We start from the raw sequence: 16,672 nt of genomic DNA, 5'->3' as shown, positions 1-16,672 counted from the left end.
TTCACGTGAAACATTTAAAGAACATCACCACGTGAACGCCTGCTGCGCCAGCGTGCCGCTGTCATTGCCCTTCAGCGTCATGGTCAGCTGCTTCGTCTTCCAGTCGATATCGACCAGCCCGTAATTCTCGACCGAGAAGAACTTGGTCGTGCGCGCCGGATCGGGCTCGCGCGCGGTGCTGCGGTCATTATCATTGCCGAAGGCGAGATTGAGCGAGGAGCTGGTCAGCTCCCACAGGGTCTCACCCCTATGCTCGGCCTTGTAGATCCCGCCCGCGTGGCGATCGCCTGACAGGATAACGAGGCCGCTGTCCTCGCGGTCCGCCAGCAGGTCATAAAGCTTCGCGCGCTCGGCCGGCATATTGGTCCAGCCTTCGAACTGGTGTGCGTCGGTAATGACCTGCACCGAGGAGACGAGAATGCGCAAATCCGCAGGCTTGGCCAGTTCAGCCTTGAGCCACGCCCATTGTTCGGAGCCGAGCATGGTCTTGGCCGGATCGCTGTCGGGAAGGTAGCTGCCGAGCGGCGGACGCTCGCGGCTCCATTCCATGCGCTTGAGATCGGAACGGAAAAAGCGGGTGTCGAGCAGGATCACCTGCACGCGTTTGCCTTCCAGGCCGGTGATGGTGCTGTCATAGACGCCGGGGCGCGAGCGCACCGCGTCGGAGGAGCCCCAGAAGGTCTCGAACAATTCCTCGCCCCAGCGCCGCATCGGGAAGCTGCCGCCCGCATCATTGAGGCCGAAATCATGGTCATCCCAGGTCGCCATCATCGGGAACTTTGCGCGGAAGCCGGAGAATTCGGGATGCGAGGCCTGGAGCGCATAGGACCGGCGAAGGGATTCAAGCCCGGCGTCGGCATCCCAGCCGTTGTCGCCGTAAACATTGTCGCCGATCATCAGGAACAGCTGCGGGTTCTGGGCGGCAATCTGCGCCCACATGTGCTGCGGCGCCGACTGGTGGTTGCAGCTGCCGAAGGCGATACGGGTCAAGGTGGTGGCGGGCGAAAGCGCGGGGGTCGGACCGGCCTCGGGCATGACGACCTTCTTGCGCAGCTCGGCATAATAGGGCGCCAGCAGCTGGTCGGGCGCAAGGCTTACCGCGACCGGCGTATCCTCGCGCTGCGCATGATCCTCCGCCATCAGCGGCACGGCGGCGAGGCCGAGGGCGGCAAGGGCAGTGGCGGCAAGCAGCGTCGGGCGCATGGAAAGGCTCCTTGGAGGGATTCGGGTGATAGGACTTGTGGTCGCGCTCCATGACACAGCCGCGACCGTGACGGAAGAACCCGTCAGAGCGGGGGCAACTGGCTGAAATCGGTCAGCGCCGCATCGCGCAAGCCCCGCCACACGTTTCGCGCCTGCACCGTCTCGGCGACATCATGGACCCGCAGCAGGTGGACGCCTGCCTCCATGCCCTTCATCGCCAGCGCGATCGACCCGGCGAGGCGGCGGTCAGCCTCTTCCTCGTTCGACAGCGCACCGATCATCCGCTTGCGGCTGGCTCCCAGCATCAGCGGGCTGCCGAGCGCGTGGAATAGCGGCAGAGCATTGATAAGCGAAAGATTTTCGCCCAGCGACTTGCCGAAGCCGATGCCGGGATCAAGGATGATGCGGTCCTCGGCCACGCCGCCTGCAAGCGCGCGTTCGCGCGCCGATTTGAGGAAGTCGAACACCTCGCTGACGACGTCGGCATATTTTGCGCCCGCGTGCAGATCCTCGCCCGCCCCCGGCGCGTGCATCAGCACCACCGGGCAGGCGCGCTCTGCCACCACCTCGATACTGCGCGGGTCATAGCGCAGGGCCGAAACATCATTGGCCATATGCGCCCCGGCGCCAAGCGCGGCGGACAGCACGCCCGCGCGCCGGGTATCGACGCTGATCGCGGCGCCCATCGCGGCACAATATTCGACCGCAGGCACGACCCGGCGGATTTCCTCATCCTCGAAGGTCGCCGAGGCACCCGGGCGGGTGCTCTCCCCGCCAATATCGATGATCGCTGCGCCTGCTTCGAGCATCGCGGCAGCATGGGCGCGTCCCGCCTCGGCCTCGTCATGCTGCCCGCCGTCGGAAAAACTGTCGGGCGTGACGTTGAGAATACCCATCACCTGGGGCTGATCGAGCCGGATGGTACGGCTGCCCAGTTGCAGCGGGGCGTGGACCTTCTTCAGATTGGCGAATTGCCGTTCGGCCTCGCGCGCTTCGGCAACGGGCAGGCGGGCGATTGTATCGGGCAGCCCGGCCGGGGTGGTGACGATCCGCTCGGCCACCGCACGCTCGCGCCGCAGCACCAGCGCAAATTCGCGGGCGTAGGCCATCGACCCGCCCAGCCGCACCGCATCGCCGTCGGCGGCCTGCGGTCCGGAAACGAGTGTCAGCGGGTGGAGATAGACGCTATCAGCCACAGCGAAGCGTCAATCCTCGGCGGCGAGCAGGTAGAGCTGGCGCGCGGCGTCGATCGGCTGGATGTCACCGCCGGTTTCGTAGTGCCAGAACGCCCAGCCGTTGCACGATGGCGCGCCCTGCAGTTCCTTGCCGAGGCCATGGATCGAGCCGGTCTTGCCGCCGCATTCGAGGCTGCCGTCGGCGCGCACCGTGGCGATCCAGCGGCGCTTCCTGTCGAACAGCGTGGAGCCCGGCGGGATAAGACCATTCTCCACCACCGCACCAAATGCCACCTTGGGCGCGGCGCGCGGGCTCTGCATCGTCGTCAGCGCGCTTTCATCCAGCGGCAGTTCCTTGGCGATGCGCTTTTCCGCGACGCTGCGATAGAAATCTTCGCGCTCGCAGCCGATCCACTGGCGGCCCAGACGCTTGGCGACCGCACCGGTGGTGCCAGTGCCGAAAAAGGGATCGAGCACCACATCGCCCTTCTCGGTCGTGGCCAGCAAAACACGGTAAAGCAGAGCCTCGGGCTTCTGGGTGGGATGGGCCTTCTTGCCGTTTTCCTTGAGGCGCTCGTTTCCGGCGCAGATCGGCAGCACCCAGTCAGACCGCATCTGGAGTTCGTCATTGAGGGTCTTCATCGCGCGGTAATTGAAGTGATACCGCGACTTCTCGCCCATGCTCGCCCAGATCAGGGTTTCATGCGCATTGGTAAAACGTGTGCCCTTGAAATTGGGCATGGGGTTGGTCTTGCGCCAGACGATGTCGTTGAGGATCCAGAAGCCCAGATCCTGCAGGATCGCGCCGACACGAAAGATGTTGTGATAGCTCCCAATAACCCACAGCGCGCCATCGGGCTTGAGCACCCGGCGCGCCTCGGTCAGCCATTCGCGGGTGAACTTGTCATAGGCTGCCATGGAATCGAACTGGTCCCAGTGATCGGTCACGGCATCGACATGGCTGCCGTCGGGCCGGTTGAGATCTCCGCCAAGCTGGAGGTTGTACGGAGGATCCGCGAAGACCAGATCGACGCTCGCCGAAGGCAGCGAACGCATCGCGGCGATACAATCGCCAGGCAGGATGCGACCCAGCGGAAGATCCGGCGCGCGCGCGCTTTCCTGCGTTTTTCCAACGCTTTTAGCCCGCGACTTCACCTTTTCTGTCACACTCACCGGACTTGCCCCGCTTGTTCTGCCTGAAACTTATCCACAGGCATGAGTCCCTGAGGAGTCCGCGTCAAGCACCTAATTTTGCGGCAATCATGGTTAACGCTTGGTAAATCGGCTGTGCCGCCGGCGGAACGAAGCAGGACCGGCACAAGATGTTGAGTCCCCCTCCCATCAAGAGACTCGATATGCAGCGGTGTGGCGCGCAGGACTCACCTGCGCGCAATCATCGGTGAAAAAATCCGATCAGATGAGACTGAGTTGCGCCACAGGGGCAAAGCTGCGGCGGTGAAGCGGGCTGGGCCCGTGGACGCGCAACGCCTCCATATGTTCAGGCGTGCCATAGCCCTTGTTGCGCTCCCAGCCGTAGTGCGGGAAAGCCCGCGCCGCCTCCAGCATCAGCCGGTCGCGCCACTCCTTGGCGATGATCGAGGCGGCAGAAATACACGGCTCGACCCCGTCGCCGCCGACGATGGCGCGCGCGGGCCAGTTCCATTCTCCGCAGCGGCCTGCCGGTGTCATGTTGCCATCGATCAGCACCTCGCAGGACGGAGCACCCATCGCAGCGGACAGGCTGGCAACTGCCCGGGTCATGCCGAGCATCGTCGCCTGGAAGATATTGACCCTGTCGATCTCTTCCGGCTGCACTACCGCCACGGACCAGCAGCAGCCTGCCCGGATCGCTTCGTCAAGCACTGCGCGGCGCTTTGCGGAAAGCCGCTTGGAATCATCGAGCCCCGCAGGTATCTCGCGGCCAAGCACAACTGCCGCGGCCACCACCGGCCCGGCCAGCGGTCCGCGGCCCGCCTCGTCAACACCGACGACCAGCGTTTCCCCGTCGATCGCAAAACCCGGAGTGACCCCTAGCATGATCCCTTCTTTCCGCCTGATGTCCGCACTGTCCTTCTCCGCGCTGGCGCTGGCAAGCTGCGCGAATGCACAAACCGGGGAAACCGCCGCCAGCGACAATGGCGAAATGCCCTTCACGGTCGAGGAGATGGGGAGCTTCGATGAGCCCTGGGCGATCGAATTCGCGCCGGGAACACCGGTGCTGTTCGTGACCGAGAAATCGGGCAGCATGAAATTCCTCGATACAACCACCGGCAAGACCGGCACCGTCAGCGGACTCCCTCATGTCGCGTATGGCGGACAGGGCGGGCTGGGCGACATTGCTTTTCTGGCCTCAGAAGCCTCGGACGTTCTCGACCGTCGCACGATCTACCTGAGCTGGGCCAAGGCGGGTGATGGCGATACGCGCGGTGCGGTGGTCGGCAAGGGCACGCTGGTCTGCGGCGAGCCGGAAAGCTGCTCGATCGAAGGCCTTGCCGTGATATGGCGGCAGAGCCCCAAGGTGACAGGCCGCGGCCATTATTCGCACCGCATCAGCATCTCGCCCGACGGACATTATCTCTACATCGCCAGCGGCGAACGGCAGAAGATGCAGCCGGCGCAGGACACGACCAACAACCTCGGCTCCATCGTGCGCCTCAATCTCGACGGCACACCGGCTGCGGGCAATCCGATGGCCGACAAAGGCGGGGTCACGGCGGAGATCTGGTCTTACGGCCACCGCAACATCCTTGGCCTCGACTGGGACGCAAGCGGACGGCTTTGGGATGTCGAGCATGGCCCTGCGGGCGGAGACGAACTCAATCTCGTCAAGGCGGGTGCCAATTACGGCTGGCCGCTGCGCTCCAATGGCGAGCACTACAACGGCGATCCGATCCCCGACCATGCAGCAGATGACGGCTTTGCGAAGCCTGCCGTCAGCTGGACTCCGGTGATCGCGCCGGGCGACATGATCTTCTATTCGGCCGACATGTTCGGCGCCTGGAAGGGCGAGGCGCTGATCACCGGCCTCGGTAGCCAGGCCTTGGTGCGTGTCGCCATTGATGGCGAGACGGCTCGCGAGGTGACGCGCTACGAGTTCGATGCGCGCCTGCGCTCGGTGGAACAGGGGCCGGACGGTGCGATCTGGATCGCACAGGACGGCAAGGACGGCCAGGTGCTCAAGCTCACGGCGAAGTGACCGGGGCGATGACCCCTGCCGACACTGCCACACTGATCCCGCTCGAGGCGGTCGACCCCGCCATGCTCGAAGCGGTGCTTGATCGTGCCTTCGGGCCGGACCGCCACGCGCGCACCGCCTATCGCATCCGCGAAGGCATGCCATGGTTGCCCGCGCTCAGCTTTGCGGTGCTCGACACCGATGAATTGCTGGTCGGCACGATCCAGTGCTGGCCCATCGCGTTGCAGACGAAGCAGGGTCAGGTGCCGCTGGTGATGGTGGGGCCGGTGGCGGTGGTGCCGGAGCGTCAGGGCGAAGGCTTCGGTGTCGGCCTCATGAGCGCCATGCTGGAAGCCGATGCGCGACTGGCAGCGGGCGCAAGAGGCGCGCTTGCGCAGGTGCTGATCGGGGATGCGGACTACTATGGGCGCTGGGGCTTTTCCGCTGCGATGACCGGCGGCTGGCGCTGCCCCGGCCCGTATGAGCCAGACCGCCTGCTGGCCCGCGGCGCGGCGCTGGCGGCGATGCCGGCGGAAGGCATGCTGGGACCTTGGGAGGGATAAGCATTAGCTACCCCCTTCACCTTCGCCGCTCCGTCTGCCATCCCGCGATCAATGCCTTACGAACCGCCCCCCTATCTCGCCGAACTGACGCTGGCGGAAATCGCCGATCTCGTCGCGCAGCGCAAATTGCCGGCGGTGGAAGGCTGGGCACCGCAGAAGGCCGGCGACAGCAAGATGCGGATTGCCGCCGACGGCACCTGGTACCACGAGGGCGACCCGATCCGGCGCGAGGCGATGGTGCGCGCCTTTGCGGGGTTGCTGAAACGCGACGAGGACGGGCAATACTGGCTCGTCACCCCCTTCGAGAAATTGACCATCGAGGTCGAGGACGCGGCCTTCATCGCGGTCGATTGCGCGCGGGCCGATGATGCGCTGGTGTTCCGCCTCAACACCGATGATCTGGTGATCGCCGGGCCGGATCACCCCTTGCGCGCAGCAGGCGATGCCGAGACACCGGCGCTCTATCTCCATGTCCGTCGCGGCTGCGAGGCGCGCCTGAACCGCTCCACCTGGGCGCAGCTCGCCGAGATCGCGCTGGCCGAGGGGGCAGATGAAAACGGCTGGCAGATCGCCAGCAAGGGTGCAACCTTCCCGTTGTTGCCATGACCGCACCTTCCGCCCGCCCCAGCCTCTACGAGCCGCTTTCGCGCCTGTTCGCCGAAGGCCATGCGCGCGCGATCCCCGACCTGCTGACCGACGCGCAATTCGCACGCGAGGGCCGGGCCACACCGGCCGCGGTGCTGATCGCGATAACCGATGTGCCCGACGATCCGCAGGTGATCCTCACCCAGCGCCCCCGCTCGATGCGCGATCATCCCGGGCAGGTCGCCTTTCCCGGCGGCAAGATCGATCCCGGCGAGGACGCGGTCACTGCGGCCCTGCGCGAGGCAGAGGAGGAACTGGCGCTCCCGCGAGAGGCCGTCAGGGTGATCGGCACAAGCGATCTCTATCACACCGGCACCGGCTTCATCGTCACGCCCGTCGTCGGCCTGGTGCCGCCGGATCTCGACCTGAAACCCGATCCGGTCGAGGTTGCCGACTGGTTCGAGGCGCCGCTTTCGGTGCTGCTTGATCCGGCCTGCTGGACGACCAACGAGACATTCTGGCGCGGTGCCACACGGCGCTATCTCGAAATGGACTGGCAGGGTTTCCGGATCTGGGGGGTAACCGCGGCGATCATCGCCAACCTGTCGCGACGGATTTCGGTCGAAGGGCTTCGCGATGCTGCGTGATCTTGCCCTTGCCGAATGGCCCCACCGCGCAGGGCTGGCCGCACTGACGGCGGCGCTCGGGGCCGAGAATATCCGTTGGGTGGGCGGCGCTGTGCGTGACAGCCTCTTGGGCGCCGAGGTCCATGACGTGGATTGTGCCACCCTTCTCACCCCCGACAAGGTGATCCATCGCTGCCGCGCGGCGGGCATCCGCACCGTGCCGACGGGGATCGACCACGGTACCGTCACCGCGACCCTCAAGGATGGCCCGGTGGAAATCACGACCTTGCGCCGCGATGTCGCTACCGATGGCAGGCGGGCCACAATCGCCTTTGCCAGCGACTGGCGCGAGGACGCCGCGCGTCGGGATTTCACCATCAACGCGCTCTATGCCGATCCGGTCACGCTGAAGATCAGCGACTACTTCGGCGGACTGGCCGATCTCGAGGCACGGCGGGTGCGGTTCATCGGTGACCCGCGCGAGAGAATTGCCGAGGATCACTTGCGGATTCTGCGGTATTTCCGGTTTCAGGCGCGGTTCGGGGCAGCGCTCGACCCGCAAGCCGAAGAAGCGTGCAGCGAACTGGCGCATACGCTGAAAGGCCTCAGCCGGGAGCGGATTGCGACCGAATTGCTCGCGCTGCTCGCCCTGCCCGATCCCCATGCGACGCTGGAGCGGATGCGGGTGAACGGCGTGCTCGGCGTGATCCTGCCCGAAGCCTGCGCAGCGCAGCTTGCCGCGCTTGGCAGGCTGATCGCGGCAGAACAGGCTCAGGGCTTCGCACTTGATCCGGTTCGGCGCCTTGCCGCCCTGCTGCCGCCCTCTCCGGACGTGGCTGAAACGGTGGCAGCGCGGCTGCGCCTGTCGAAGGCCCAGCGCACCCGTCTGGTGATGGCGGCCGAGCGGACGGCAAGCGACGCAGAAAGCCTTCATGGTCTTGCCTATCGCATCGGCCAGCCTTCGGCGATCGACCGGCTGCTGCTGCTGGGCGCTGATGCGCGGGCCTTGGCCCAGTGGACAGCCCCGGTCTTCCCGCTCAAGGGCGGGGCCATTGTCGCGCGCGGGGTGACCGCCGGCCCCGCGGTTGCGCGGATCCTGCAGACGGTCGAACAGCGCTGGGTCGCTGAAGGTTTTCCCGATGCCGCCCGGGTCGAGCAATTGCTGACCGAAGCCCTTGCGCAGCAGCCCAAAGCGGGGTGAACCGCGTCTAAGGGGCGATAAACGGTTGGGATAGCGCCGCCGACGCGGTTGCCATCGGCTGTTTTGGCCCGCTAGGAAACCGAAGCGGGTTTCGTGCATTTATTGCATGCGCGCTCCTCTTGAACCCGGCCTCCTTGTGCTGGTCATCGCCGCGGCCTTCCGGGCCATCCGGCATCCCGCGTGTCCCGCCGCCGCTGCCACCTCCCGGCAGTGCCCACGATGAAGTGCAAAGATGGAGAAAACATCGATGAAATCCGTGAAGCTGGCGCTGATCGCCACCCTCCTTGCCGCTGCTCCGGCCGTTGCCTACGCGCAGGATGTCGGCGCGACCGTCTACGGTAATGACGGCAATCCGATCGGCACGGTCGAAAGCGTCGCCAATGGTATCGTCACGATCGATACCGGCAAGCACAAGGCCCCGATCCCCGCCGACCTGATCGGCACCGGTGAGACCGGCCCGAGCATCAACGCCACCAAGGAACAGATCGACGGGATGATGGATGCGCAGGTGGCCGAGGCCAATGCCAAGCGCGATGCCGCGCTGGTCGAAGGTGCCGCCGTGGTCAGCGCGGACGGCATGCCCGCAGGCAAGGTCTACACCATCGATGCCGAAGACACGGTGATTGTGCAGAACGACGGGGGCATCGTTACCCTCACCCGTGAAAGCTTTGCCGTGAGTCCCGAAGGCGCGCTGATGGCGCTCTATTCGGCGCAGCAGCTTACCGCCAACACTGTGGCCGTTCCCGAAGGCGCGGAAATCCTCACTCCCGCCCAGGCCCGCGCCAAGCAAGCCGAAATGGCCTCTTCCGGCGACGGCGAGGGCGCGAGCGGCGCCAGCATGTAATTCAGTTTCGCATCGCGCGAGGCACAGGGCCGCGGTCACCCCCCAAGGGCGGCCGCGGCCTTTCTCGTAGGGGCAGGCTGGCCCCTCAGTCGAAGCGGTTCGACTTGGGAAAGCCGGTCGGCGGCATACGTCCGGCCGCGCCGCGGGCAACCTTCCACATGCGGATCTCGGTTTCGGTGCGGGTGCGTTCGCCCGAACCGCCCATCTGCCAGCTCAACCCGTCGGCAAGGACAAAGGTGGTCGCATCCGACAGCCCGCCGTCACGATAGCGTTGCAATTGCACCCCCTGCCCGCGCGCCATGACAGGCAGTTCCTCGAGGTTGAACACCACCAGCTTACGGTTGTCGCCGACGCAGGCGACATGATCGTGGCCCTCTGCAATCGGACGGATCACCGTCAGCCTTGCACCATCCTTCAGGTTCACCACCTGCCGGCCTTTCCGGGTTTCCGCGAGCAGTTCGTTTGTCTCAGCGACAAAACCCTTGCCAAGGCTCGAGGCGAGCAGCAGCTTTCCGCCCGGGCGATGCACCAGCATCGCGACGACCGTGGCCTCGCTTTCGAGGTCGATCATGGTGCGCACCGGCTCGCCGAAACCGCGCGCGCCGGGCAGCTTGTCGCAGCCGAGCGTGAAAAAGCGCCCGTCCGATGCCGCCAGCAGCAGCTTGTCGGTGGTCTGCGCATGAGCGATGAAGGCGAGCCCGTCGCCTTCCTTGTACTTGAATTCCTGATCGAGGGGCACGTGCCCGCTGGCCGCACGGATCCAGCCCTTCTGGCTGAGGATCACGGTCACCGGCGCCTTCTCGATCATCGCGTCCATGCTGAATTCGACTGTGGGCGCGGCCTCGGCAATCAGCGTCCGGCGACGGCCCAGCGCCGTATCCTCGGCATAATCCTTGCGCAGGGCCTTGAGGTCGCGCTTGAGCCGCGTGCGCTGGCGGGCCGGGCTTTCGAGCAGCTTCTCGAGCTCGTCCTGCTCGGCCAGCAGTTCGTCCTGCTCCTTGCGAAGCTGCATTTCCTCCAGCTTGCGCAAAGACCGCAGCCGCATGTTGAGGATCGCCTCGGCCTGCCGGTCGGTGAGGTCGAATTCGGCCATCATCACCGGCTTGGGCTCGTCCTCGGTGCGGATGATCTCGATCACCCGGTCGAGATTGAGGAAGGCAATGATATAGCCGCGGACCAGCTCCAGCCGCTTTTCGATCTGGTCGAGCCGGTGCCGCGCGCGGCGCTGGAGGATGTCGATCTGCGACACCGTCCAGTGGTCGAGCAACTCCTTCAGCCCCATCACCATCGGCGTGCGGGTCGCATCGAGCACGTTCAGATTGAGTCCGAAGCGGGTCTCCAGATCGGTCAGCTTGAACAGGCTTTCCTTGAGCAGATCCGGATCGACATTGCGGCTCTTGGGCACCAGGATGATGCGGATTGCCTCGTCGCTTTCGTCGCGCACGTCCTCGAGGATGGGGAGCTTCTTGTCGACGATTGCCTGGGCGATCTGCTCGATCAGCTTGCCCTTGGGCACCTGATAGGGAATTTCCGAGATGACAAGCTGCCATTGCCCGCCGCCCAGCCGCTCGACCCCGGCCTCGATATCGGCGGGGTCTTTCGCCTCGGGGGCATGGAAGCGCCCGCGCAGCCGGAAGCTGCCGCGCCCGGTGCGATAGGCCTCGGCGATGGCCGCAGGGCTATCGACCACCTGGCCGCCGGTGGCGAAATCGGGGCCGTGGAACAGCTCCATCAGGCGTTCGTGGGTGACGTGGGGATTGTCGATCAGTTCGAGCGTCGCGTCGATGATCTCTGCGACATTGTGGCTGGGAATGCTCGTCGCCATGCCCACCGCAATCCCGCTCGCGCCATTGGCCAGCAGGTTGGGGAACAGGCCCGGAAAGATCTCGGGCTCGATCTCCTCGCCATTATAGGTCGGGATAAAATCGACCGTGCCTTCATCGAGCCCCGCCATCAGTTCCAAGGCGGTTTTGGTCAGGCGCGCTTCGGTATAGCGGTAGGCCGCGGCGTTATCGCCATCGACATTGCCGAAGTTCCCCTGCCCTTCGACCAGCGGGTAACGCAGCGCGAAATCCTGCGCCAAGCGCACCATCGCGTCATAAACGCTCGCATCCCCATGCGGGTGATACTTGCCGATCACATCACCGACCACGCGGGCCGACTTCTTGAAGGCGCTGGATGGGTCGAGCTTCAATTGCCGCATCGCCCACAAGAGGCGACGGTGGACGGGCTTCAGCCCGTCGCGCAGATCGGGCAACGAACGCGCGGTGATGGTCGACAGCGCATAGACGAGATAACGCTCGGACAGAGCGGCATCGAACGGGGCATCGACGATGGCATCGAAGCTGTCGTCAGGCTCGGTGGTATCGGAAACGGACATGCCCCCCGTCTAGCAATCACCGCCCGCGCGAGGGAGAGGGCTTTCCACAGGGTTGAGCCTATTACATGCGCCTGAGGTCATTGCTTTCGGAAGGCACGCGGACGGTCAGCCCATCTATTTCGCCGGTCAGTTCGATCTGGCACGACAGGCGGCTCGTGCGCCGCGCACCGGCCGCGAAATCGAGCATGTCCTCTTCTTCCTCCGAAGCGGGCGGCAGGCGGTCGAACCAGTCGGCAGCGACGATCACGTGGCAGGTCGAACAGGCCATCTGCCCCTCGCATGTGCCCTCCAGCGGCAGGCCTGCCGCCTGGCCGACGCGCAGCAGGCTGTCGCCCGCCTCGGCGCTTGCTGTCACCGGCTTGCCGTGGGGGTCGATGAAGGTGATGGTGATGCTCACAGGCCCTGCTCCTTCGCGGCGGCGAGAATCGCGGCGGCGGCGGTTTCGATATCCTCGGGGGTCGTATAGCGTCCGAAGCCGAGCCGGATAGAGGACTTTGCTTGCGGGTCGGTCAGCCCGATCGCCTTGAGGACATGGCTGGGCCGTCCCGATCCGCTGGCGCAGGCCGAGCCGGCCGAGAACATGACATTGCGACAATCGCTCATCAGCCGGGCAACGTCCAGGCCATCGCGCCGGATGTTGAGATTGCCGTGCCAGCGGTGTTCGATGGAGCCGTTGACGGTCCAGCCGTCGAACAGTCCCCGGGCGATGTTCCGCAAATGTTTCACGTGAAACATCTGCTCCTCCAGCCCCCCCGTGACGAGCCGCGAAGCCGCCCCGAACCCGGCGCAAAGGGCGGCTGAAAGGGTGCCAGAGCGCAGGCGGGCCTCCTGTCCGCCGCCCCACAGCAGCGGCCGCGGCGCTGGCGCATCGGGGCCGATCCACAAGGCGCCAACGCCCTTGGGACCGTGGATCTTGTGGGCCGAGACGGCGATGAAGTCGGGGCTGAAGGGGGTCAAGGGCAGTCTACCGAAGGCCTGGACCGCGTCGACCAGCACCTTTGCGCCCGCTGCACGGGCAATAGCAATGGCCTCGGCGAGCGGATGGATGACCCCGATCTCGTTATTGACCGCCATGATCGCGACCAGCCCCGTATTCGGCGTGATCGCGGCCCCGAGCGCGTCCAGATCCGCGCGCCCATCGGGCAGAACGGGAAGTACGGTAAAGCGCCGCCCTTGAGCCTCGATGGCGCGGGCGCAATCAAGCACGGCGGCATGTTCGGTGGCGAAGGTGATGACATCGCCGGGGGTGCCCAGCAGCACCATGTTGAGCGCCTCGGTCGCGCCGGAGGTGAACACCACCTGTCCGCCTGCGGGCATCAGCCCGGCGACCTGCTCGCGCGCCGCCTCGACCGCCGCTGCCGCCATCCGGCCCATCCGGTGCGGCGAATGGGGATTGCCGAAGGTGTCGCTGTCAGGCCCGCCGAGCCAGCGCAGCATCGCCTCGCGCGCTTCGGGCGCAAGCGGGGTTGTGGCCTGATAGTCGAGGTAGATCATGCGAGCGATCTCCAGGCCTCGCTGAAACGCTCCAGCTCCTGCGGCGTGGTGTTCCAGCCGATGCTCACCCGGATGGTTCGTGCGGCGACATCGTCGGGGACGCCGAAAGCATCGAGCACCCGGCTTTTCTTCAAGGTCCCCGAAGAACACGCGCTGCCTGCCGAAACCGCAAAGCCTTGTCCGTCCAATCGGATCAGCAGCGCCTGCGCGCTGATCGAAGGGTGGGCCAGGGCAAAAATGTAATCGACCTGCTCGCCGATAGTCAGGCGGTGCGCTGCGACGCTCTCGGCGAATAGCGCGCGCTGGGCGGACGTGGTGCTCCATTCACCCGCCTCCAATGCCGCTGCCATGCCCATTGCGCCCGGCAGGTTCTCCGTTCCCTGCCGGTAGCCGCGTTCATGCCCGCCCGAGGGTTCGAGCAGATTGAAGTCCCGCACTAGCAGGGCGCCCACCCCGATCGGCCCGCCGAGCTTGTGGGCGCTGACCACGATCATGTGGGCATCGGGTAGCGCCAGCTTACCGGCGGATTGCGCGCAATCGGACAGCAGGACCGCCCCGCTATCGCCAAGGGTCGCCGCGGTGTCGCTCACCGGATTGATCGTGCCGGTTTCCGAATTGACGTGCTGGATGGAGACCAGCGTTTGCGCATCAAGAACTTCTTCGCCGGTGAACACGGTCGCATCGGGCGCGGCCCGGAACACCGCGTCATGTTCGACAGCGCTGACGATCCGCCGCTTCGCCTTCGCCCGGTTGAGCGCAATCCACAGCGCCTCGCTCGCGCCGGAGGTGAAGATCAGCTCGCCCTCCCACCCCAGCGCCCGCCTGATCCGCTCGCGCGCGTCCTCCAGCGCGGCGCGTGCCCGGCGGCCTTCGGCGTGGGGGCTGGAGGGGTTCGCCCAGATGGCAAATCCCTCTTCCATCGCAGCCTTGGCTTCGGGGCGCAGCGGCGATGTGGCGGCATGATCGAGATAGACCCGTTCGGGAATGGCTGGGATCCTCACAAAAAATTGCGATTTGCGCGTTCGCGCCTATATAGAGCGCGCAATGGCAAGCGCCACCCGGCGCGGCTTCCCGTTTACACTCCTCGATTTCAAGGCTTACCGATGCCCTCAGTCATCTTTCCCGGCCCCGAAGGCCGTCTTGAAGGCCGTTTCTCCCCGCCCCCGCGCCCGCGTGCGCCGGTGGCGATGATCCTGCACCCGCACCCCGAAGGCGGCGGCACGATGAACGACCGGATCGTGCAGCGGCTCTACAAGACCTTTGCCGACCGCGGCTTTGCCACCTTGCGCTTCAACTTCCGCGGCGTGGGGCGTTCGCAGGGGAGCTTCGATTCCGGCGTGGGCGAATTGTCCGACGCGGCGAGCGCGCTGGACTGGGTGCAGTCGATCCACCCCGAAGCGCAGAGCACCTGGATTGCGGGCTATTCCTTCGGTGCGCTGATCGGGATGCAATTGCTGATGCGCCGCCCAGAGGTGCGCGGGTTCATCTCGGTCGCGCCGCCTGCGAACATGTACGACTTTTCATTCCTCGCCCCCTGCCCTGCCTCCGGCATCTTCGTGCAGGGCGCGGCCGATACCGTGGTGCAGCCGGGTGCGGTGCAGAAGCTGGTCGACAAGCTGCGCACGCAGAAGCACATCACCATCCACCACGAGGAAATTCCGCGCGCCAACCACTTCTTCGAGAACGAACTTGAAGAGCTGATGGCCTCTGTCGACAATTACCTCGACTTCCGCCTCTCGCCGGATTGCCCGATCAAGTGATTCTCGTTGGCGCACCCGCCTGCGCGGGTGCGTCCCCGGCGCTATTCCGCCGCTACGCTCCGGGCGCCTGCGGGCGGGCAGCACACAAAACCATCCTGAAACGCAACGCGATAGTTCTTCGTCCCTAGCAAAAGTCATAGTACCTTCGCTCCCGAGCGGGGCCGGAGGGTTTCTGCTTGTGACAGGCGCTCCGGCGACCGCTCCCATGACAATGGAGAGAGGAGCCCCCCCTATGACCTATGCTTCCCAGAGCCGCCGTCCCAATCCCGCAGCGCTCGCCGGAGCGATCGGCATCCCCGCCGCCGTCGCCGCGCTGCTGGTGGTCGGCCTCGCGGTCACGGTCGTGATCGAGGACAAGCCGAAGCCGCTCACGGGCTTTACCGTCAAGCCGATCCCGATCCCCCCGCCCCCGCCCGATCCGGTCGAACCGGTCACCACCACCAACCAGCAGCCGCAGACGAGCACGACCACCACCATCACCCGGCCCGACACCATCCCCGTCGATCTGGGCAGCAACACCCCGATCCAGACCCTGCCCGGCGCAGGCGAGCTGACCGGTCCAATCAGCGTCCCGGTGGATTTCGGCATCCCCGGCCCGGCACCCTCAGCATCGCCCTTCGATCCGGTGGCGGCCAGCCCTCGCGGCAATCCGGGGCGCTGGGTGACCGACAGCGACTATCGCAGCCGCTGGATCCGCGAGGGGTTGAGCGGGAAGGCCGGCTTCACGCTCGCCATCGATGCGGCGGGCAAGGTGACGGGCTGCACCATCACCCGTTCGACCGGCCACAAGGCGCTCGACGAGGCGACCTGCGAACTCGTGAGCAAGCGCGCCCGTTTCGTTGCCGCGCGCGATGGCACCGGCAAGCCGGTCGCGGGCAGCTACAGCAACACGGTGAACTGGCAGATCCCCAAATGACATGAACCGCGGCCGCCGGTGAGGCCTAGCCCTCGCCGGCGGCCTTGATCTGCTCGACCGGTGCAGCGCCGTCCTTGGTCGGAACCGTCCAGATCAGCACGTTGATCACCGCGATTACGGCCAGCAGCACCATCAGCGCAGGCTGCTTGACCTGCCCGGTGCGTCGCCACAGGACAAAGGCCCCTGCCAGCAGAGCAAGGGCGGCGAGCATCACGATCGAGAGGACGATATCGGTCATTGTGAAAGGGGCTCCAGCAAGCTAGCCTTTGCGAGCGGGGTTGTAATCGGGCCGGAACAATCCGGCTCTATTGCTGGCCCGGGCAGCAAGGGGACGGCGCAAGGGAGGCTATGATGGGTATTTTCAGTTCAATCAAGAATGCGATCTTTGGCTCTGGCAAGGAGGAGAAGAAGGCCGCGGCACCAGCGCCTGCTGCAGCCGAGCCGACGGTTCCCGCTGCAGCGATCAGCGAAGAAGAGATGATGGCCCGCATCGCCGCCATGCCCGACGCCGACAAGTACAACTGGAAGACCTCGATCGTGGATCTGATGAAGATGGTCGGGATTGATCCAAGCTACGGGAACCGCAAGGAACTGGCCGGCGAACTAGGCATGACCGATTACGAAGGCACCGCCGAGCAGAACATCGCGCTGCATCATGCCGTGCTCAATCTGCTGGCGCTCGAAGGCGGCAAGGTGACGGGCATTCTCAAGGACTGATTGCAGTCCCGGCGATTGACTCGCATCGACCTG

18 protein-coding genes are annotated in these 16,672 nt (G+C 65.6%); 9 read left to right on the top strand and 9 right to left on the bottom strand.

The window, feature by feature from the left end; translation table 11 throughout:
• Nucleotides 1-24 precede the first annotated feature (24 nt).
• From I603_RS04325 to I603_RS04310, 4 genes are all read right to left on the bottom strand, one after another.
• Nucleotides 25-1,203 (bottom strand): alkaline phosphatase D family protein, encoded by a 1,179-nt coding sequence (locus tag I603_RS04325; RefSeq protein ID WP_068862618.1) that lies wholly within the window; start codon nucleotides 1,201-1,203, stop codon nucleotides 25-27.
• 83 nt (nucleotides 1,204-1,286) lie between these two features.
• The gene (gene folP, locus I603_RS04320) at nucleotides 1,287-2,399 is read right to left on the bottom strand and encodes a dihydropteroate synthase (RefSeq protein ID WP_068862617.1); all 1,113 of its coding nucleotides are present in this window, start codon (nucleotides 2,397-2,399) and stop codon (nucleotides 1,287-1,289) included.
• Nucleotides 2,400-2,408: 9 nt separating this feature from the next.
• A complete protein-coding gene (locus I603_RS04315) occupies nucleotides 2,409-3,551 on the bottom strand; it encodes a site-specific DNA-methyltransferase (protein WP_407643894.1) in 1,143 nt (380 codons plus the stop codon).
• 240 nt (nucleotides 3,552-3,791) lie between these two features.
• A complete protein-coding gene (locus tag I603_RS04310) occupies nucleotides 3,792-4,415 on the bottom strand; it encodes a ribonuclease HII (protein WP_068862616.1) in 624 nt (207 codons plus the stop codon).
• On the opposite strand from I603_RS04310, the gene I603_RS04305 reads away from it, so the two are divergent.
• The 6 genes from I603_RS04305 (at nucleotide 4,414) to I603_RS04280 (ending at nucleotide 9,372) form a co-directional block, all read left to right on the top strand.
• The gene (locus I603_RS04305; protein ID WP_068862615.1) at nucleotides 4,414-5,574 is read left to right on the top strand and encodes a PQQ-dependent sugar dehydrogenase; all 1,161 of its coding nucleotides are present in this window, start codon (nucleotides 4,414-4,416) and stop codon (nucleotides 5,572-5,574) included. The two genes, I603_RS04310 and I603_RS04305, sit on opposite strands and share 2 nt — an antisense overlap.
• Before the next feature lie 8 nt (nucleotides 5,575-5,582).
• Nucleotides 5,583-6,116: a GNAT family N-acetyltransferase gene (locus I603_RS04300; protein ID WP_068863260.1), complete on the top strand. Its 534-nt coding sequence runs from the start codon at nucleotides 5,583-5,585 to the stop codon at nucleotides 6,114-6,116.
• 51 nt (nucleotides 6,117-6,167) lie between these two features.
• Entirely contained in the window at nucleotides 6,168-6,722 is a 555-nt protein-coding gene (locus I603_RS04295) for a DUF1285 domain-containing protein (RefSeq protein WP_068862614.1), read from the top strand.
• Nucleotides 6,719-7,348 (top strand): CoA pyrophosphatase, encoded by a 630-nt coding sequence (locus tag I603_RS04290; RefSeq protein ID WP_068862613.1) that lies wholly within the window; start codon nucleotides 6,719-6,721, stop codon nucleotides 7,346-7,348. Before I603_RS04295 ends, I603_RS04290 begins: the two co-directional genes overlap by 4 nt.
• Nucleotides 7,338-8,528: a CCA tRNA nucleotidyltransferase gene (locus I603_RS04285; protein WP_068862612.1), complete on the top strand. Its 1,191-nt coding sequence runs from the start codon at nucleotides 7,338-7,340 to the stop codon at nucleotides 8,526-8,528. The genes I603_RS04290 and I603_RS04285 overlap by 11 nt, the downstream gene beginning before the upstream one ends.
• 247 nt (nucleotides 8,529-8,775) lie before the next feature.
• Nucleotides 8,776-9,372, top strand: coding sequence for a hypothetical protein (locus I603_RS04280; protein ID WP_143736751.1), 597 nt, complete (start codon nucleotides 8,776-8,778; stop codon nucleotides 9,370-9,372).
• 85 nt (nucleotides 9,373-9,457) lie between these two features.
• On the opposite strand, the gene parC is transcribed toward I603_RS04280, so the two are convergent.
• The 4 genes from parC to I603_RS04260 form a co-directional block, all read right to left on the bottom strand.
• Nucleotides 9,458-11,752 (bottom strand): DNA topoisomerase IV subunit A, encoded by a 2,295-nt coding sequence (gene parC, locus I603_RS04275; RefSeq protein WP_068862610.1) that lies wholly within the window; start codon nucleotides 11,750-11,752, stop codon nucleotides 9,458-9,460.
• A gap of 61 nt (nucleotides 11,753-11,813) precedes the next feature.
• Nucleotides 11,814-12,143, bottom strand: coding sequence for a 2Fe-2S iron-sulfur cluster-binding protein (locus I603_RS04270; protein WP_407643902.1), 330 nt, complete (start codon nucleotides 12,141-12,143; stop codon nucleotides 11,814-11,816).
• A gap of 2 nt (nucleotides 12,144-12,145) precedes the next feature.
• The gene (locus I603_RS04265) at nucleotides 12,146-13,246 is read right to left on the bottom strand and encodes a cysteine desulfurase family protein (protein WP_068862608.1); all 1,101 of its coding nucleotides are present in this window, start codon (nucleotides 13,244-13,246) and stop codon (nucleotides 12,146-12,148) included.
• A complete protein-coding gene (locus tag I603_RS04260) occupies nucleotides 13,243-14,166 on the bottom strand; it encodes a cysteine desulfurase family protein (RefSeq protein ID WP_232305262.1) in 924 nt (307 codons plus the stop codon). The genes I603_RS04265 and I603_RS04260 overlap by 4 nt, the downstream gene beginning before the upstream one ends.
• Before the next feature lie 183 nt (nucleotides 14,167-14,349).
• On the opposite strand from I603_RS04260, the gene I603_RS04255 reads away from it, so the two are divergent.
• Together I603_RS04255 and I603_RS04250 are read left to right on the top strand one after the other, a co-directional pair.
• Nucleotides 14,350-15,006 carry an alpha/beta hydrolase gene (locus I603_RS04255; RefSeq protein WP_068862606.1) on the top strand — a complete coding sequence of 219 codons (657 nt, stop codon included), beginning with the start codon at nucleotides 14,350-14,352 and terminating at the stop codon, nucleotides 15,004-15,006.
• A 232-nt stretch (nucleotides 15,007-15,238) separates the two neighbouring features.
• On the top strand, nucleotides 15,239-15,922 hold the full coding sequence (locus I603_RS04250; protein WP_068862605.1) for an energy transducer TonB: 684 nt from the start codon (nucleotides 15,239-15,241) through the stop codon (nucleotides 15,920-15,922).
• Between the two features lie 25 nt (nucleotides 15,923-15,947).
• On the opposite strand, the gene I603_RS04245 is transcribed toward I603_RS04250, so the two are convergent.
• Nucleotides 15,948-16,160, bottom strand: a complete 213-nt coding sequence (locus I603_RS04245) for a hypothetical protein (protein ID WP_068862604.1) — start codon at nucleotides 16,158-16,160, stop codon at nucleotides 15,948-15,950.
• 110 nt (nucleotides 16,161-16,270) lie between these two features.
• Here I603_RS04245 and I603_RS04240 point away from each other — a divergent pair, with 110 nt between their 5' ends.
• Nucleotides 16,271-16,639, top strand: coding sequence for a DUF3597 family protein (locus tag I603_RS04240; RefSeq protein WP_084439840.1), 369 nt, complete (start codon nucleotides 16,271-16,273; stop codon nucleotides 16,637-16,639).
• Nucleotides 16,640-16,672 lie beyond the last annotated feature (33 nt).

Source organism: Erythrobacter dokdonensis DSW-74 (assembly GCF_001677335.1).
In the GTDB taxonomy this organism is placed as follows: Bacteria; Pseudomonadota; Alphaproteobacteria; order Sphingomonadales; family Sphingomonadaceae; genus Erythrobacter; species Erythrobacter dokdonensis.
Note: the sequence above shows the minus strand (reverse complement) of the source record. Positions and strands in the feature narration are given on the sequence as shown.

What these genes read in the sequence shown, in the direction of transcription:
- I603_RS04325 (WP_068862618.1), bottom strand. Translation starts at nt 1,203, where the DNA reads ATGCGCCCGACGCTGCTTGCCGCCACTGCCCTTGCCGCCCTCGGCCTC.
- I603_RS04305 (WP_068862615.1), top strand. Translation starts at nt 4,414, where the DNA reads ATGATCCCTTCTTTCCGCCTGATGTCCGCACTGTCCTTCTCCGCGCTG.
- I603_RS04310 (WP_068862616.1), bottom strand. Translation starts at nt 4,415, where the DNA reads ATGCTAGGGGTCACTCCGGGTTTTGCGATCGACGGGGAAACGCTGGTC.
- I603_RS04300 (WP_068863260.1), top strand. Translation starts at nt 5,583, where the DNA reads ATGACCCCTGCCGACACTGCCACACTGATCCCGCTCGAGGCGGTCGAC.
- I603_RS04295 (WP_068862614.1), top strand. Translation starts at nt 6,168, where the DNA reads ATGCCTTACGAACCGCCCCCCTATCTCGCCGAACTGACGCTGGCGGAA.
- I603_RS04290 (WP_068862613.1), top strand. Translation starts at nt 6,719, where the DNA reads ATGACCGCACCTTCCGCCCGCCCCAGCCTCTACGAGCCGCTTTCGCGC.
- I603_RS04285 (WP_068862612.1), top strand. Translation starts at nt 7,338, where the DNA reads ATGCTGCGTGATCTTGCCCTTGCCGAATGGCCCCACCGCGCAGGGCTG.
- I603_RS04280 (WP_143736751.1), top strand. Translation starts at nt 8,776, where the DNA reads ATGAAATCCGTGAAGCTGGCGCTGATCGCCACCCTCCTTGCCGCTGCT.
- parC (WP_068862610.1), bottom strand. Translation starts at nt 11,752, where the DNA reads ATGTCCGTTTCCGATACCACCGAGCCTGACGACAGCTTCGATGCCATC.
- I603_RS04265 (WP_068862608.1), bottom strand. Translation starts at nt 13,246, where the DNA reads ATGATCTACCTCGACTATCAGGCCACAACCCCGCTTGCGCCCGAAGCG.
- I603_RS04260 (WP_232305262.1), bottom strand. Translation starts at nt 14,166, where the DNA reads ATGGAAGAGGGATTTGCCATCTGGGCGAACCCCTCCAGCCCCCACGCC.
- I603_RS04255 (WP_068862606.1), top strand. Translation starts at nt 14,350, where the DNA reads ATGCCCTCAGTCATCTTTCCCGGCCCCGAAGGCCGTCTTGAAGGCCGT.
- I603_RS04250 (WP_068862605.1), top strand. Translation starts at nt 15,239, where the DNA reads ATGACCTATGCTTCCCAGAGCCGCCGTCCCAATCCCGCAGCGCTCGCC.
- I603_RS04245 (WP_068862604.1), bottom strand. Translation starts at nt 16,160, where the DNA reads ATGACCGATATCGTCCTCTCGATCGTGATGCTCGCCGCCCTTGCTCTG.
- I603_RS04240 (WP_084439840.1), top strand. Translation starts at nt 16,271, where the DNA reads ATGATGGGTATTTTCAGTTCAATCAAGAATGCGATCTTTGGCTCTGGC.